The sequence below is a fragment of the Haloactinopolyspora alba genome, assembly GCF_003014555.1.
Lineage (GTDB): Bacteria > Actinomycetota > Actinomycetes > Jiangellales > Jiangellaceae > Haloactinopolyspora > Haloactinopolyspora alba.
The window spans coordinates 25,652-41,355 of the sequence record NZ_PYGE01000024.1 but is presented as its reverse complement, the minus strand read 5'-3'; the positions used below and the strand labels follow the sequence as shown (position 1 = coordinate 41,355).

16 protein-coding genes are annotated in these 15,704 nt (G+C 70.8%); 12 read left to right on the top strand and 4 right to left on the bottom strand.

The features are described from left to right. Positions 1-116 precede the first annotated feature (116 nt). On the bottom strand, positions 117-1,199 hold the full coding sequence (locus tag CLV30_RS22655; RefSeq protein ID WP_106539524.1) for a PIN domain-containing protein: 1,083 nt from the start codon (positions 1,197-1,199) through the stop codon (positions 117-119). Between the two features lie 50 nt (positions 1,200-1,249). Further along, complete coding sequence (locus CLV30_RS22650; protein ID WP_106539523.1) at positions 1,250-2,431, bottom strand: ScyD/ScyE family protein; 1,182 nt, start codon at positions 2,429-2,431, stop codon at positions 1,250-1,252. A 186-nt stretch (positions 2,432-2,617) separates the two neighbouring features. Here CLV30_RS22650 and CLV30_RS22645 point away from each other — a divergent pair, with 186 nt between their 5' ends. From CLV30_RS22645 to CLV30_RS22625, 5 genes are all read left to right on the top strand, one after another. After that, positions 2,618-3,502, top strand: a complete 885-nt coding sequence (locus CLV30_RS22645) for an ATP-grasp domain-containing protein (protein ID WP_106539522.1) — start codon at positions 2,618-2,620, stop codon at positions 3,500-3,502. Between the two features lie 83 nt (positions 3,503-3,585). Further along, positions 3,586-5,580, top strand: a complete 1,995-nt coding sequence (thrS, locus tag CLV30_RS22640; RefSeq protein ID WP_205740780.1) for a threonine--tRNA ligase — start codon at positions 3,586-3,588, stop codon at positions 5,578-5,580. Between the two features lie 30 nt (positions 5,581-5,610). After that, entirely contained in the window at positions 5,611-5,865 is a 255-nt protein-coding gene (locus tag CLV30_RS22635) for an antitoxin (protein ID WP_106539520.1), read from the top strand. Beyond that, on the top strand, positions 5,862-6,293 hold the full coding sequence (locus CLV30_RS22630) for a type II toxin-antitoxin system VapC family toxin (RefSeq protein ID WP_106539519.1): 432 nt from the start codon (positions 5,862-5,864) through the stop codon (positions 6,291-6,293). The genes CLV30_RS22635 and CLV30_RS22630 overlap by 4 nt, the downstream gene beginning before the upstream one ends. Positions 6,294-6,295: 2 nt before the next feature. Next, complete coding sequence (locus CLV30_RS22625; protein ID WP_276319999.1) at positions 6,296-6,811, top strand: HIT family protein; 516 nt, start codon at positions 6,296-6,298, stop codon at positions 6,809-6,811. 104 nt (positions 6,812-6,915) lie between these two features. Here the strand turns inward: CLV30_RS22625 and CLV30_RS22620 are convergent, their stop codons facing one another. Further along, a complete protein-coding gene (locus CLV30_RS22620) occupies positions 6,916-9,063 on the bottom strand; it encodes an elongation factor G-like protein EF-G2 (protein WP_106539518.1) in 2,148 nt (715 codons plus the stop codon). 274 nt (positions 9,064-9,337) lie between these two features. Between CLV30_RS22620 and pgsA the strand changes: the two genes are divergently transcribed. From pgsA to CLV30_RS22585, 7 genes are all read left to right on the top strand, one after another. Continuing rightward, positions 9,338-9,949 carry a phosphatidylinositol phosphate synthase gene (gene pgsA, locus CLV30_RS22615; protein ID WP_106539517.1) on the top strand — a complete coding sequence of 204 codons (612 nt, stop codon included), beginning with the start codon at positions 9,338-9,340 and terminating at the stop codon, positions 9,947-9,949. After that, positions 9,946-10,878: a phosphatidylinositol mannoside acyltransferase gene (locus CLV30_RS22610; RefSeq protein ID WP_106539516.1), complete on the top strand. Its 933-nt coding sequence runs from the start codon at positions 9,946-9,948 to the stop codon at positions 10,876-10,878. The genes pgsA and CLV30_RS22610 overlap by 4 nt, the downstream gene beginning before the upstream one ends. Then, a complete protein-coding gene (locus tag CLV30_RS22605) occupies positions 10,875-12,011 on the top strand; it encodes a glycosyltransferase family 4 protein (protein ID WP_106539515.1) in 1,137 nt (378 codons plus the stop codon). The genes CLV30_RS22610 and CLV30_RS22605 overlap by 4 nt, the downstream gene beginning before the upstream one ends. Before the next feature lie 12 nt (positions 12,012-12,023). Further along, positions 12,024-12,563, top strand: a complete 540-nt coding sequence (locus CLV30_RS22600) for a hypothetical protein (protein ID WP_106539514.1) — start codon at positions 12,024-12,026, stop codon at positions 12,561-12,563. 78 nt (positions 12,564-12,641) lie between these two features. Continuing rightward, on the top strand, positions 12,642-13,619 hold the full coding sequence (gene pdxS / locus CLV30_RS22595; protein WP_205740782.1) for a pyridoxal 5'-phosphate synthase lyase subunit PdxS: 978 nt from the start codon (positions 12,642-12,644) through the stop codon (positions 13,617-13,619). Positions 13,620-13,638: 19 nt separating this feature from the next. Further along, entirely contained in the window at positions 13,639-14,172 is a 534-nt protein-coding gene (locus CLV30_RS22590; RefSeq protein WP_106539512.1) for an NUDIX hydrolase, read from the top strand. A gap of 45 nt (positions 14,173-14,217) precedes the next feature. Then, the gene (locus CLV30_RS22585) at positions 14,218-15,006 is read left to right on the top strand and encodes a sulfite exporter TauE/SafE family protein (RefSeq protein ID WP_106539511.1); all 789 of its coding nucleotides are present in this window, start codon (positions 14,218-14,220) and stop codon (positions 15,004-15,006) included. Positions 15,007-15,090: 84 nt separating this feature from the next. On the opposite strand, the gene CLV30_RS22580 is transcribed toward CLV30_RS22585, so the two are convergent. After that, entirely contained in the window at positions 15,091-15,681 is a 591-nt protein-coding gene (locus CLV30_RS22580; RefSeq protein ID WP_106539510.1) for an LOG family protein, read from the bottom strand. Positions 15,682-15,704: the final 23 nt, after the last annotated feature.

Genomic DNA, 15,704 nt, shown 5'->3' with positions numbered 1-15,704 from the left:
GCAGGTCACCCGATGCCGACGGTCTGCCGGATCAACGGTGCCGGGTTGCTGGCGTGCGAGCCCCAGTGGCGCCACACCACTGCAAGCCGGACGGCGAGATGTCCGGGCCAGGAGGTTCAGGACGGGGCCGGGATGGTCAGAACGTGGTCCTCGGCGTCGTCGTCCCACTCGAGGCGGATGGTGCCGTTCGTGTCGGCAGCGCGGCAGAACTGCAGGAAGCTGCGGTACCCGAGCTTCTTCTCGCTGAAGGCGGGCCGGACCCGCCGGATCTGGTTCTTCAGGCCGGACAGGCCGGCTCTGCCGTTCCTGTCGATGAGGTCCTGCACCACCGAACGGAGCAGGCCGAACGCCTCCTCCTGCCCGTCGAGCGCAGGCAGCAACACCCCGGGGTCACCTTTCGTGGGTCCTTCGGTCAGCTCGACGACCTGCCGTTCGGCCAGGTGACGCAGCAGCTCACCGAACGCACGGAACCCGTAGGCCGCTTCGTTGAACGTGGGATCCTTACGCACGAGGGTGCGTTTCAACGTTGACGCGGTGACCTGGCCGCCGGCGCGCTCGAGACCGGACATGGTCTGCGCCACCAGGACGGCGAGGGCGTCGAGGTCACGGGCCTCCTGCGCGTCCTGCGCCTCCGGGGGTTCGGCCGCTGCCGGGGCCTCGGGCTCGGCGGGCGGCGGAGTCTGTCGCGAGCGCCGGGCGGACGGGCGCACGGGCCCGGGCTGTTCGATGCCCTCCAGGTCGTCGTAGTAGAGGAACTCGTCGCACGCGGGCGGCAGCAGCGCCGACGTCGACGCGCGGATGCCGACGCCGATCACGCTCTTGTTCAGCTCGCGCAGCTTGTGCACGAGCGGCGTGAAGTCGCTGTCGCCGGTACAGACGACGAACGTCGACACGTAGTCGCGGACGAAGGCCAGCTCGACCGCGTCGACGGCCATCTTGATGTCCGCGGCGTTCTTCCGCGACGCCCCCATGCGCTGCGGCATCTCGATCAGCTCGACGTGTGACCGGGTGAGCATCCGGCGGTCCTCGTCGAAGTACGACCAGTCCGCGTACGCGCGCCGGACCACGACCCGCCCGCGCTCGGCGAGGGCGTCGGAGATCGGGCGGACATCGAAGTCCATCCCGCCGAGGTTCTCCCGAGCGCCGATGGCGAGGTTCTCGTAGTCCAGGAACACTGCGATGCGATCTTCGTCGTCCACACCGGCAGCGTACGCCGAGGTCGGCGTCGATGCCGGTGTGGACGCCGCAGTTACGGACGGATCCGCAGGACCTCGCCCGCGCCGTCGCCGAAGACGGTCTTGTTGGTGACGTAGTACGACCCGTCCCGCGCCACCGCGACACCGCCCGGCGCGAGCAGGCCGTCGCTGCCGTCGGCGACGAGCGTCTTCTCGCCGTCCCGGTCGACCCGCCACAGCGCGCCGCTCGGGTCCTCCTCGGCACCCAGCAGGCCGCCGGTGAACATCTCCAGCACCAGCAGGCGGCCCTGCCGGTCGAAGGCGACGTCGATGATGTTGGTGAACCCGCTGGCGTACACCGACGGCTCGGAGCCTTCGTTCACCCGATAGACGTTGGCGCCGCCAACGGGGAAGGGGAACCCGGTGAGCTGGCCCACGTAGTAGTCGCCGCGGTGCCGGGTGAGGCCCGTCGGCACCGGCTGCATCGGGATCTGCGTGCCCGGAGGCAGGCCGAGGAACGACGGGGCGTCCTCGAAGCGGAACGGCAGCGTGGTCACCAGGCCGACGTCGTCGGCAGCACCGTGCTGAGCGAACCGGAGCACCGAGTTCCCGCCGGCATCGACCGCGGTCACCCTGTCGCCGTGGACGACGACGCTGAACGGGTTGCTGTCCGGGTGCTCGACGCCCGGCCGGCCGGCGTCCGGGTCGTTGTCGGCCTCGAACCCCGCGAGATCGGCGATCGGTGCCCACGAGCCCGCACGGTCGACCCGGACCACGGTGCCCAGTGCCGCGCCGTCGTCGCCGAAGGCCGCCCGTCCGGCGGGGTCGGCGCCGAGCCCGATCGGGACGACCAGCCCGCGCGCACTCCACGCGACATCGTGCGGACCGGTCACCGCGAACTGTGCTTCGTCCGCGAGGGACGGCAGGTCGTCCACCACCCGCCGTTGTTCGCCGCGCCAGAGCACCGTGACGGCCCCGGTCTCGCCGAAGCACACCTCGTCGCCTTCCGGACCGGAAGCGCACGGGCCGGCGCCGCCCGTGCCGGCCTCGGCCACGTAGAGCGCGCCGTGTGGCGCGAAACTCAGGCCGCGCGGCGCATCGAGTCCGCTGGCGACGACCTGCACCCGTGGCTGGTGCCCGGCGGAGCCGTGGTCCGGTTCCTGCTGTGCACTCGCCGCCTGAGCGGTCGCCGTGACGAGCAGGCCCGTGGCCGCGACCGCGATGATCCGTGTGTACCGCGTGCTGGCGACACCCATGGTGATCCCCCCTTGCCGGCTGCTCAGCCGCTGGACCCGCGATGGTTTCCGAAAAGCCGCTGACGTGCCGATCGACAGTGGCCTACCGCACACGACGGCCGTCCGTCAATGGTCGGCAGCCCACCGATGGTCGGCACGCGGGTTCGGTACCGTCGTGCGCGACGCAGACCGACCGGAAGGACCGCGATGACCCGGGTTGCTCTCGCCACGTGCGCGCAGATGCCGGACCTGCAGGACGACGACGCCCTGCTGCTGGAACCGCTGCGCGAACGTGGCATCGATGCGACGCCCGTCCCGTGGGACGACGCCGAGGCCGACTGGGCCTCCTTCGACCTGGTCGTACTCCGGTCGACGTGGGACTACGCGCGCCGGCGCGACGAGTTCCTGGCGTGGGCGCGTCACGTGCCCAGCCTGGCCAACCCGGCCGAGCTGGTCGAGTGGAACACCGACAAGACCTACCTGCGCGAGCTCGCCGCCGCCGGCGTGCCGGTCGTCCCGACCACCTGGGTCGACCCGGGCGAGGCGGTCGCGCTGCCGGCGGACGGCGAGTACGTCGTCAAGCCGGCCGTCGGCGCGGGCTCGCTCGACACCGGCCGCTACCGGCTGGACGAGTCCGCGCACCGCGAGCTGGCAGCAGCGCACGTTGAACGGCTGACCGCGCAGGGCAGGACGGTGATGCTGCAGCCGTATCTCGCCGCGGTGGACGAGGCCGGCGAGACCGCCGTGCTGTACCTCGGCGGCCGGTTCAGCCACGCGATCCGCAAGGGGCCGATGCTGGACGGCCCGGACCAGGGCAGTGGTGAGCTGTTCCGCCCCGAGCAGATCGACGCGCGTAACCCGTCGTCCGCCGAGCTGGACCTCGCGCGGCGGACGCTGGACGCGTTGCCGGCTGATGGTGCGGACCTGCTGTACGCGCGCGTCGACATGATCCCCGGAGCGGACGGCGCGCCGGTCGTGCTCGAGGTCGAACTGACCGAGCCCAGCCTGTTCCTGGACCACGACGCCGCCGCACCGGCGCGCTTCGCCGACGCCGTCGCGGCCCGGGTCAGCGAGTCGGCCCGCCTGCCCTGAATGCCGGTGCGGCGCGCGAGAGCGCCCGGGTACCATCGCTTCGTTCGAACAACCATGTGCGTTCCGTCTTTCGAGGAGTAGTCGTGTCCGATCAGATCCGCATCGTCGTCGCCGGCAACGAGCGACAGGTGGCTGCGGGCACGACGGCCGGCGACCTCTTCGACGCGCCGGAGGTGATCGCGGCGCGGGTGGGCGAGACGCTGGTCGATCTCAGCCGAGAGCTGGCCGACGGCGACACCGTCGAGCCGGTCGAGATCGGCTCCGTCGACGGACGCGCCATCCTGCGCCACTCCACCGCCCACGTCTTGGCGCAGGCGGTGCAGGAGCTGTATCCGGACGCGAAGCTCGGCATCGGGCCCCCGGTCGAGAACGGCTTCTACTACGACTTCGACGTCGCCGAACCGTTCCACCCGGACGATCTCAAGCGCATCGAGAAGAAGATGCAGCAGATCGTCAAGGAGCGGCAGGCCTTCGTCCGGCGGCCCGTCTCCGACGACGACGCGGCGGCGGAACTGGCGGGGGAGCCGTACAAGCTCGAACTGATCGGGTTGAAGGGCGGAGCGGCAGAAGCCGCGGAAGGAGCTTCCGCCGAGGTCGGTGCCGGCGAGCTGACCGTCTACGACAACGTGCGTCGCGGCGGCGAGCGGGCCTGGGGCGACCTGTGCCGTGGCCCGCACCTACCGACCACCCGGCACATCCCGGCGTTCACGCTGATGCGGGTGGCCGCGGCCTACTGGCGTGGCGACGAGAAGAACCGCCAGCTGCAGCGGATCTACGGGACCGCGTGGGAGAGCAAGGACGCGCTCAAGGCCTACCTGGATTTCCTGGCCGAGGCCGAGAAGCGCGACCATCGCAGGCTCGGGGCGGAGCTCGACCTGTTCTCGTTCCCGGAGGAGATCGGCTCGGGCCTGGCGGTGTGGCACCCGAAGGGCGGTGTCGTGCGGCGGGTGATGGAGGAGTACTCGCGGCTGCGCCACGAGGCGGCCGGCTACGAGTTCGTCTACACCCCGCACATCACCAAGGAGACCCTCTTCGAGAACTCGGGCCACCTGCACTTCTACAAGGACGACCTGTATCCGCCGGTGCACGTCGACGCCGAGCACGACAGCGCGGGCAACCTGCGCAGGCAGGGTCAGGACTACTACCTGAAGCCGATGAACTGCCCGATGCACACCATGATCTTCAACGCGCGCGGCCGGTCGTACCGTGAGCTGCCGCTGCGGCTGTTCGAGTTCGGCATGGTGTACCGGTACGAGCGCTCCGGTGTCGTGCACGGCCTGGCCCGCTCGCGCGGGTTCACCCAGGACGACTCGCACATCTACTGCACCCCGGACCAGCTGGCCGACGAGCTGGCGAGCCTGTTGCAGTTCGTACTGGGGCTGTTGCGCGACTACGGCCTGTCCGAGTTCCGCGCCGAGCTGTCCACCCGCCCGGAGAAGTTCGTCGGCGAGATCGAGGACTGGAACGAGGCCGAGGCGGCGCTCGAGGCGGCGCTGAAGCAGGCCGGCGTCGAGTACGTCGTCAACGAAGGCGACGGAGCGTTCTACGCCCCGAAGATCGACGTGCACGTCACCGACGCCATCGGCCGCAGCTGGCAGCTCTCGACGCTGCAGGTCGATCTGCAGATGCCGACCCGGCTGGACGCCGAGTACACCGCCGCCGACGGCAGCCGGCAGCGCCCGTACATGATCCACCGTGCGCTGTTCGGGTCCATCGAGCGGTTCTTCGGCATCCTGCTCGAGCACTACGCCGGCGCGTTCCCGCCCTGGCTGGCGCCGGTGCAGGTGGTGGGCATCCCGATCGCCGACGAGCACGTCCCGCATCTGCGCGACGTCGCCGACAAGCTCGCCGAGCACGGCATCCGCGTCGAGGTCGACACGTCCGACGACCGGATGCAGAAGAAGATCCGCACCGCGCAGAAGCAGAAGGTGCCGTACATGCTCATCGCCGGCGACGACGACGTCGCGAAGGACGCGGTGTCGTTCCGGTACCGAGACGGCACGCAGAACAACGGTGTGTCGGTGGCCGACGCGGTGGCCGAGATCGTGGACGCCGTCCAACGCCGTATCCAGGTGTGATACCCGACCATTTACTACACATGCTAATGTATGTGCATGTCTCTGAGGCACCGGCTGCAGATCCTGCTCGACGACGAGCGACACGAGCGTGTCGTTGCGATCGCGCAGGCCCGCCATGTCTCCGTGGCTACGGTGGTCCGGGAGGCGATCGACCGCGGACTGCCGGACACTGAGACACATCGATCGGATGCAGCCCGCAGGCTGCTCGACGCGAGCAGTATGGAGGTCCCGGACGTCGACGAACTGCTCGAGGAGTTGGACGAGTTGCGAGGCCACCGAGCGTGATCGTTCTCGACACCACAGTCCTCGTGTACGCCGTCGGGACGGATCATCCGTACCGTGAACCGTGCCGGCGGATCGTCGAGGCCGTACGCGACGGCAAGTTGGCCGCGACCACGACGGTCGAGGTGGTCCAGGAGTTCGCCCACGTCCGCGCCCGGCGGCGTGGACGCCAGGACGCGGCGTCGCTTGCCAGCGCCGTCGCCGACGCGCTGGCACCTTTGATCCATGTCGAGGAACGCGATCTTCGCACAGGTCTCACGATCTACCGCCAGACAGAACGGCTGGGCGCATTCGACGCGGTCTTGGCGGCAGCCGCGACGTCGATCGGAGCGAGAGCACTCATCTCGGCGGACAAGGCCTTCGGCGAGGTCGACGGGCTGCGGCACGTCCTGCCCGTCCCGGATGCTGTACGAACGTTGATCGAGGGGTGAGTGTGTCCGATCGGCTGCAGCGGCTGTGGACGCCGTACCGGATGGCCTACATCAAGGGCGAGCCCGGTTCGGCGGGCGAGTCGGGCGACGGCGACGACAGCTGCCCGCTGTGCCGCATCCCGACGTTGCCGGACGACGACGCGCTGGTGCTGGCCCGCGGCGCCACGACCTATTCGGTGCTGAACCTACATCCGTACAACCCCGGGCACCTGATGGTGGTCACCTACCGGCACGTCGGCGAGTTCGAGGCGCTGACCGACGCCGAGACGCTGGAGGTGACCACCATGACCCAGGACGCGATCCGGGCCATCAAGGCGGCGTCGAACCCGCACGGTTTCAACGTCGGCATCAACCTCGGCGGCGTGTCCGGCGGGTCGCTGTCGGCTCACCTGCATCAGCACGTCGTGCCACGGTGGGGCGGCGACGCGAACTTCATGACCGTCCTCGACGACACCAAGATCATGCCGCAACTGCTCGGCGAGACCCGGGAACTGCTCACCGCGCACTGGCCGAAGTGACGCCGTAGCCGGCCATCACAAGGCGAGTGCACGCGTCACGAGGCCTGTACGGGTGGTGACGCATGGAATTCCATGGTGAACGTGGTCAATCTCAGGGCAAGCGGTCAGGCGGTGAGGAGCTTGTCGGCGATCGTGCGCGGCATCGGCTCGTAGCGGGCGTAGTGGCGGGTGAAGGTGCCGGTGCCGTGGCTCATCGCGCGCAGGTCGACGGCGTAGCGCACGATCTCGGTCTGCGGCACCTCCGCGCGCACGACGGTGCGGCCGAGACCCACCGACTCGGTGCCCAGCACGCGGCCGCGCCTGCCCGCGAGGTCACCCATGACGGTGCCGACGTAGTCGTCCGGAACCATGATGCCGACCTCGTCCAGCGGCTCGAGCAGGCTCACCCCCGCGGCCGCGGCCGCCTCGCGCAGGGCGAGACCGCCCGCGGTCTGGAACGCCATGTCCGACGAGTCGACGCTGTGCGCCTTGCCGTCGACCAGCGTCACCCGGATGTCGACCATCGGGTAGGCCGCCGCGCTGGTGCCGCGCTCCATCTGCGCCCGGACGCCCTTCTCGACCGACGGAATGAACTGGCGCGGCACCGCGCCGCCGACGACCTTGTCGACGAACTCGAACCCGGACCCCTCCGGCAACGGCTCGGCCTCGATCTCGCAGACGGCGTACTGCCCGTGCCCGCCGGTCTGTTTCACGTGCTTGCCGCGCCCGGCACCGTGCCCGGAGAGGGTCTCGCGCAGCGGAACCCGCAGGTCGACCCGGTCGACGTGGACACCGAACCGTGCGACGAGGCGCTCGATGACCACGTCGGCGTGCGCCTCGCCCATCGTCCACAGCACGAGCTGGTGCGTCTCGGGGTTGTTCTCGATGCGCAGCGTCGGGTCCTCGGCGGCGAGCCGCGTCAGCCCCTGCGAGAGCTTGTCCTCGTCCGCCTTGGCACGCGGCACCACGGCGACCGGCAACAGCGGATCGGGCATCGTCCACGGCCGCATGAGCAACGGATCGTCGACGCCGGACAACGTGTCGCCGGTCTCGGCGCGTGAGAGCTTCGCGACCGCGACGATGTCGCCGGCGCGCGCCGAGGCGACCGTGCGCTGCGTCTTGCCGAGCGGGCACGACAACGCGCCGATCCGTTCGTCCTCGTCGTGCTCCTCGTGCCCGCGCTCGGTCAGGAAGTGCCCGCTGACGTGCACGGTGGCGTCCGGGCGCAGCGAGCCGGAGAACACGCGCACGAGGCTGAGGCGGCCGACGTACGGGTCGGAGGTCGTCTTGACGACCTCGGCCATCATCGGCCCGGACGGGTCGCAGCTCAGGTCCGTGCGCTGGCGGCCGCCGACCGTGGTCACGTCCGGCATCGGGTGCTCGGCCGGCGACGGGAACGCCCCCGCCATCACCTCGAGGAGCTCCTGCGTGCCCAGGCCGGTGTCGGCGCACACCGGGACGACCGGGTGGAACGACCCCCGCGCCACCGCCCGCTCCAGGTCGTCGATCAACACGTTCGGGTCGATCTCGTCGCCGGCGAGGTACCGGTCCATCAGGGTCTCGTCCTCGGACTCCTCGATGACGCCCTCGATCAGCTCGCCACGCGCCGCGGCGAGCCGCGCGGACTCGTCGGCGTCCGGGTCGCGTTCCGCCCGTGAACCGGACGCGTAGTCGAACACCCGCCCGCTGAGCATGCCGATCAGTGCTGTGGGCACGTTCGCCTCGCCGGCGTGCGCGGTGGGCAGGTACAGCGGGAGTGCCTTGTCGCCAAGCGCCTCGCGCACCGCGGCGAGCGTTCCCTCGTAGTCCGAGCGGGGATGGTCGAGCTTGGTGAGAACGACCGCACGCGGCATGTCGACGGCGGTGCACTCGTCCCACAGCAGCCGGGTCGCGCCGTCCAGTGGCTCCGCCGTCGAGACGACGAACAGCGCGCAGTCCGCCGCCCGCAGGCCCGCGCGCAGCTCGCCGACGAAGTCGGCGTATCCGGGTGTGTCCAGCAGATTGATCTTGACCTGGTCGTGCACGAGCGGCGCCACCGACAGGTTGACCGAGCGCTGCTGGCGGATCTCGGTGTCGTCGTGGTCACTGACCGTGGTGCCGTCCACGATGGTGCCGGTGCGGTGGATCGTGCCCGAGGCGAACAGCAGCGCCTCGACCAGTGTCGTCTTGCCTGATCCGGCGTGGCCGACGAGAACGACGTTGCGGACGTCGAGCTCGTCGGCCGATGGTGCGCCGGACTCGGCCGGCCCCCCTGTCACGTTGCGTGTCGCCATGGCGCCAGCCTCCAGCTTCCGCGGCGGCGCCGTGCGGGCGTGCCTGCGCGCCGTTGCGCCGCCCCCTGGTCCGTGCCTGTCCGGCCAACGACAGCGGCCGCCGTCGCGAGCCGTGTGGTGAAGGCCACTTTGGTGCCCGAAGCCGGGATGCGCAAGGACCAGCCACTCGACATCAGTAGCATGGCGACGCCGGGCGGCCAGCTTTGCCGGTCGGGGCGCCCATCCACACGGTTGACATCCGAGTGGAACCCAAGCAGACATCGAACGGACGGCGATGCTCGACAAGTACACGCGGGTCTACTGGACCCGCATCCTCACCCCGACCGCGCGTGGGCTGCTCCGCCTGGGCATCGGCCCGGACGCCGTCACGGTTCTCGGCACCCTCGGCGTCGTCGGCGGGGCCGTCGGCTTCTACCCGCGGGGCGAGTTCTTGTGGGGGACCCTGGTGATCACGGCGTTCGTGTTCGCCGACAACGTCGACGGCATCATGGCCCGGCTCTCGGGTCGTACCAGCCGATGGGGGGCCTTCCTCGACTCGGTGCTCGACCGGGTCGCCGACGCGGCGATCTTCGGCGCCCTGGCGATGTGGTTCGCCGGCACCGGCGACAACATGCGGATGGTGGCGCTGCTGATCGTCTGTCTCTCGTTCGGGGCGGTGGTGTCCTACGCCAAGGCCCGTGCCGAGAGTCTCGGCTACACCGCGGGCGGGGGCATCGCCGAACGCGCCGACCGGTTGCTGGCGGTTCTCGTGACGACCGGGCTGGTCGGATGGTTCGATCTGCCCGTCGCGGTCCTGGAGGTCGTACTCTGGTTGTTGGCGGCCGCCAGCGTGTGGACCGTGTACCAGCGTGTTCGTGAGGTGCGACGACAGGTGACCCACGAATGAGCGCGTTCAGCGAGCAACGGCAACTCTGGCTGTACAGCACCGGCTGGTCGGCCGTGCAGAACATGCCCGAACGCGCTGCGTACGCGAGCTTCCGTGCCATCGCGGACCTGTCGTGGCGCCGGCGCAGCCCGTCGGTGCGCCGGCTCGAGATGAACCTCGCGCGGGTGAACGACTGGAGCCCGAGCGAGCTGCGTGAGCTCACCCGCGCCGGGGCGCGCTCGTACATGCGGTACTGGTGCGACGCGTTCCGCATGTCGGAATGGCGGCACGAGCGCATCATCGACAGTGTGCGCACCGTCAACGAGGAACGGCTCCGCGAGCCCCTGGCCGCCGGCCGCGGCGTCATCGTGCCGCTGCCGCACATGGGCAACTGGGACTGGGCCGGCGCCTGGGCGTGCCTGACCGGTGCGCGGCTGGCCACGGTGGCCGAGCGGCTGCGCCCGGAACGGCTGTTCGAGCGGTTCGTGAGCTACCGCGAAGCGCTCGGTATGACGGTGCTGCCGCTGACCGGGGGCGACGGCGACATCATGGGCTCGCTCGCCAACCATCTGCACGGCGGCGGCCTGGTGTGCCTGCCGGCAGAACGCGACCTCTCGCGTCGCGGCGTGGGGGTCACGCTGTTCGGGCAGGCCACCCGGATGCCGGCGGGCAGCGCGATGCTCGCCCTGCGCACCGGCGCCGACCTGGTTCCGGTCACGCTCTCGTACGAGGGACGCGAACCCGGCCACCGGTTGGTCGTCAAATTCCACGAACGCATCGACATCCCCGAGCAGCCACGGGACCGTCTTGCCGTCATGACGCAGCAGATCGCGAACGCGTTCGAGGCGGGGATCCGGGCGCATCCGGAGGACTGGCACATGACCCAGCGGCTGTTCCTGGCCGATCTCGAACCGGACGATCCCCGCCGCGCCGAGCCGGTGACACGATGAAGATCGGCATCGCGTGCCCGTACGCCTGGGACGTCCCCGGAGGCGTGCAGATCCACATCCGCGACTTCGCCGAGGAGTTGCAGCGGCGCGGGCACACCGTGTCGGTCCTGGCGCCCGGCGACGACAGCGACGACCTGCCGCCGTACGTCGTCACTGTCGGCCGGCCGGTGTCCATCCCGTACAACGGCTCGGTCGCACGGGTGAGCTTCGGCCCCAGGGTCGCGGCACGCGTTCGCAGGTGGCTCGTCGACGGCGAGTTCGACGTCGTCCACGTGCACGAGCCGGCGTCGATGAGCCTGGGCATGCTCGCCATGTGGTGGGCCGACGCCCCCGTGGTCGCGACGTCGCACTCCGCGCAGCGCCGGTCCCGGGCGATGAGCGCCGCGCACGGCATCCTGCAGTCGGCGTTCGAGAAGCTCACCGCGCACATCGCGGTGTCCGAGGAGGCGCGCCGCACGCTCGTGCATCACCTGGGCGGCGACGCGGTGCTGATCCCGAACGGGCTCTACGTCGACCGCTTCAACGTGCCCGCGCGCCCGGACTGGTGGTCACCGGACGGGACGATGTCGTTCCTGGGCCGGCTGGACGAGTCGCGCAAGGGGCTGCAGATCCTGCTCGAAGCATGGCCGGCCATTCACGACGCGTTCCCGGACTCGCGGCTGCTCGTGGCCGGGCGCGGCGAGATCGACGAGATCCGCTCCGGCATCCCGGAGCGGCACCGCGACGCGGTCGAGTTCCTCGGCGGTGTCAGCGACGAGGACAAGGCGGCCATGCTCGCCAGCAGCGACATCTACATCGCCCCGCACATCGGTGGCGAGTCGTTCGGCATCGTCCTCGCCGAGGCCATGGCCGCCGGCGCGCCGGTGCTGGCCAGCGACCTCGAGGCGTTCCGTGTCGTGCTGGACGGCGGCCGGCTGGGGGCGCTGGTCCCGGTCGGCGACGCCGAGGCGCTGGGCCGCAAAGCGGTCGAAATGCTCGGTGACCCGGCGCTGCGCGACCGGTACCGGCAGGCCGCGTCGGTGGGCGTGCGCCGCTACGACTGGTCCCGCATCACCGACGAGGTACTGGCGGTGTACGACATGGCGGTGGCGATGACTCCGGAGTCGGGGACGTCCCGGCTGTCCGGGACGTAAGAGGCGGGTGCCGTGGAACTGCTGTTCGTCATCATCGCCGTGCTGGCAGTGCTCGGGGTGTACCTGTCGTGGACGGCCGGCAGGCTGGACCGGCGGCACGCCCGCATCGACGCCGCGCGGGCCGTGCTCGACGCCGAGTACCTGCGCCGCTCCGGCGCCGTGCTCGAGCTGGCCTCGTCCGGGCTGATGGACCCGGCGACGTCGGTGATCCTCGCCGATGCCGCGTCGCGGGCGCGCACCGCCGGTGACGACGAGCGCGACCAGGCCGAGAGCGACCTCACCGCCGTGCTCACGGCGGTGATGGACGACCCCGACGACGTGTCCGAGCTGCGCGCCGATGCGGACGCGGCGACGGCCCTGGACGAGCTGGCGATGGCGTGCCAGCGGGCGGCGCACGCCCGCCGCTTCCACAACGAGCTGGTCCGCGGCGCCGTGCGGCTGCGCCGCAAGGCTCTGGTCCGCTGGCTGCGCCTGGCCGGCTACGCCCCCATGCCCGAGACCGTCGAGCTCGACGACCGCGTCCCGAAGGGCCTCGACGCCACCCGCGAGTAGCCCGTGACGCACGCACGGGCCTCCTCACGGGCCATGCGGCGTTCCCTCCGACGCGGGCGACATTCCCGCCGACGTAGGATGGAAGGCGCCAAGTCCACCACGTCACCATCGACTCACGAGGTTGCCGCAGTGTCCGAACAGCCGCAGTCCACCCAGGCCACGTCCGCCACGAGCCCTGCCACCGGCACGGCCCGGGTCAAGCGCGGGATGGCCGAGATGCTCAAGGGCGGCGTCATCATGGATGTCGTCACCCCCGAGCAGGCGCGCATCGCCGAGGACGCCGGCGCCGTCGCCGTCATGGCGCTCGAGCGGGTTCCGGCGGACATCCGGGCGCAGGGCGGCGTGGCACGGATGAGCGATCCGGACCTGATCGACGGCATCGTCGACGCCGTGTCCATCCCGGTCATGGCCAAGGCGCGTATCGGGCACTTCGTCGAGGCCCAGATCCTGCAGAGCCTCGGCGTCGACTACATCGACGAGTCCGAGGTGCTGACACCCGCCGACTACGAACACCACGTCGACAAGTGGCAGTTCACCGTGCCGTTCGTGTGTGGCGCCACGAACCTGGGCGAGGCGCTGCGGCGCATCACCGAGGGTGCGGCGATGATCCGTTCCAAGGGCGAGGCCGGCACCGGCGACGTTTCCAACGCCACCACGCACATGCGCAAGCTGCGCGACGAGATCACCCGGCTGACGTCGCTGCCGCAGGACGAGCTGTTCGTGGCCGCCAAGGAGCTGCAGGCTCCGTACGAGCTGGTCCACGAGGTCGCGCAGGCCGGCAAGCTCCCGGTGGTGCTGTTCACCGCCGGCGGCATCTCCTCGCCCGCCGACGCCGCCATGATGATGCAGCTCGGTGCCGAGGGCGTCTTCGTCGGCTCCGGCATCTTCAAGGCCGGCGATCCGGCGCGTCGGGCGGAGGCCATCGTCAAGGCCACGACCTTCTACAACGACCCCGACACCGTCGCGAAGGTCTCGCGCGGACTCGGTGACGCCATGGTCGGCATCAACGTCGAGGACGTGCCCGAGCCGCACCGGCTCGCCGAGCGGGGCTGGTGACCGCCGGACACCTCGCGGCATGAGCGCGATCGACCCGGACACCGTCTTCGCCGAGTGGCGTCTCGCCGACGACGGTGTCTGGGAACGCGACGCCGCGCGGGTGATCGTCGTCGACGCCGCCCGCCGGGTGCTGCTGGTCGGGGTGGACGTCGACGATTCCGCCAGGGCACGCTGGTTCACCCCGGGCGGCGGGGTCGAGCCGCGGGAGTCCGAGCGCACCGCGGCGTCCCGCGAGCTGTTCGAGGAGAGCGGACTGGACGTACCGCCGGACGATCTCGCCGGTCCGGTGGCCGTCCGCGACGCCGAGTTCACGTACTTCGGCCGGCCGTGCCGTCAGCACGAGGCGCTGTTCCACGTCCGGCTGGACGGCGGGACGGCGCTGCGCACCGACGGATGGACGGAGGTCGAGCGCGCGTCGGTGGCCGACATCGCGTGGTGGGACGTGGATGAACTCAGCACCACCGAGACGACGATCTACCCGCCCGCCCTCGCGTCGCTCGTCACGGCGCTACTCGAGCACGGGTGGGACGGCGCCACCCGGACCGTCGACTGACGGTCCGTCCGACGGCCCGTCGCGGACGGGTGCGCTCGTCCGGGCATGATCGAATCGACGACGACGGTAACCGTCCTGCTCGCCCTGTTCGGGCTCGTCGGGGGAGTCGGTATCACAGCCGTCGGGCCCGGGGGTGTGCTGCCGACCATCGGACTGTTCGCGCTGACGGACGCGGCGCCGGCGGAGGTGGCGGGCACGGCCATCGTGACGCACGTCGCCACGGGCGTCGTCGGCACCGTCGCCTACACCAGATCCGGTCAGCTACGTGAGCACCGGACCCGCCGGACGGCACTGGTCCTGGCCGGCGCCGCGGTCGTCGGCACCCCGACGGGCGTGCTGGTCAACGGCATGGTCTCGGAGTCGGCCTTCGGTGTCGTGCTGGCCGGGTTCATGGTCTGGGTGGCCGTTCTGGTGTGGCACCGTGAGCGCCGGGCGAGCGCCGCCACGGATCCACCGGCAGGCTCCCGGGTGCACCGGGCCCGGTCGACGCCGGTCCTGGCGGGGGTGGGGTTCGTCGTCGCCGCGGCGAGTGGTGTCGTCGGGGTCGGCGGGCCGATGCTCGCGGTGCCGCTGCTGGTCGCGCTCGGATTCCCGGTGTTGACGTCACTGGCCGCCGCCCAGGTCCAATCCGTCGTCGTCGCCGGTACCGGGACCGTGGGATATGTGCTGGACGGGTCCGTCGACTGGTCCCTCGCGACGGTCATCGGCCTGCCCGAACTGGTCGGCGTCCTCGTGGGGTGGCGGGTCGCGCGGGCGCTACCCGCGCGCCGGCTCAAGTTGGCGCTGGTCGTGGTCCTGCTCGCGTTGGCTCCGTATCTGGCGCTGCACGGCTGAGCCAGGCGCTCGGGGCGCCGAACGATCCCGTCTCCGTCCCGGCCGTGAGCGGGTCGAGAACGACGGTGAGCCGCTCGGCAGCCGTCACCGTCGTTCGTCGGTGGCCGGTGACGGGCTCCATTTGTCGCCGACAGGTGCCTGCCAGGACGCGTACGCGTCGAGCAGGCCGTCCGGCTCGTCGACGACCAGCAGCGACGCGCGATTCTCGGGCTTGACGAACCCTGCGGCGGTCATCCTGTCGAGCGCGTCGAGCAATGGATCCCAGAAGCCACCGGTGTTCAGCACCGCGACCGGTTTCCGGTGCAGCCCGAGCTGCTGCCAGGTCCAGATCTCGAACAGCTCCTCGAGTGTGCCGAGGCCGCCGGGAAGGGCGACGAACGCGTCCGCGGCGGCGGCCATCTTCGCCTTGCGCTCGTGCATCGAGTCGACGACGTGCAGCTCGGTCAGCCCGCCGTGCGCGATCTCGGCCTGGACCAGCGTGTCCGGGATGACGCCGACGACGTCGCCGCCGGCGCGCAGGGCCGCGTCGGCGAGCGTGCCCATGAGACCGACATGGGCTCCGCCGTACACGATGCCGACGTCCTGAGCGACGAGGTGTTCGGCGAGGGCGACGCAGGCCTTCGTGTACTGCTCGGACCGGCCGAACGACGAGCCGGTGAACACGGCGACACGCACAGGGACCTCCTGGTCGGACAGCA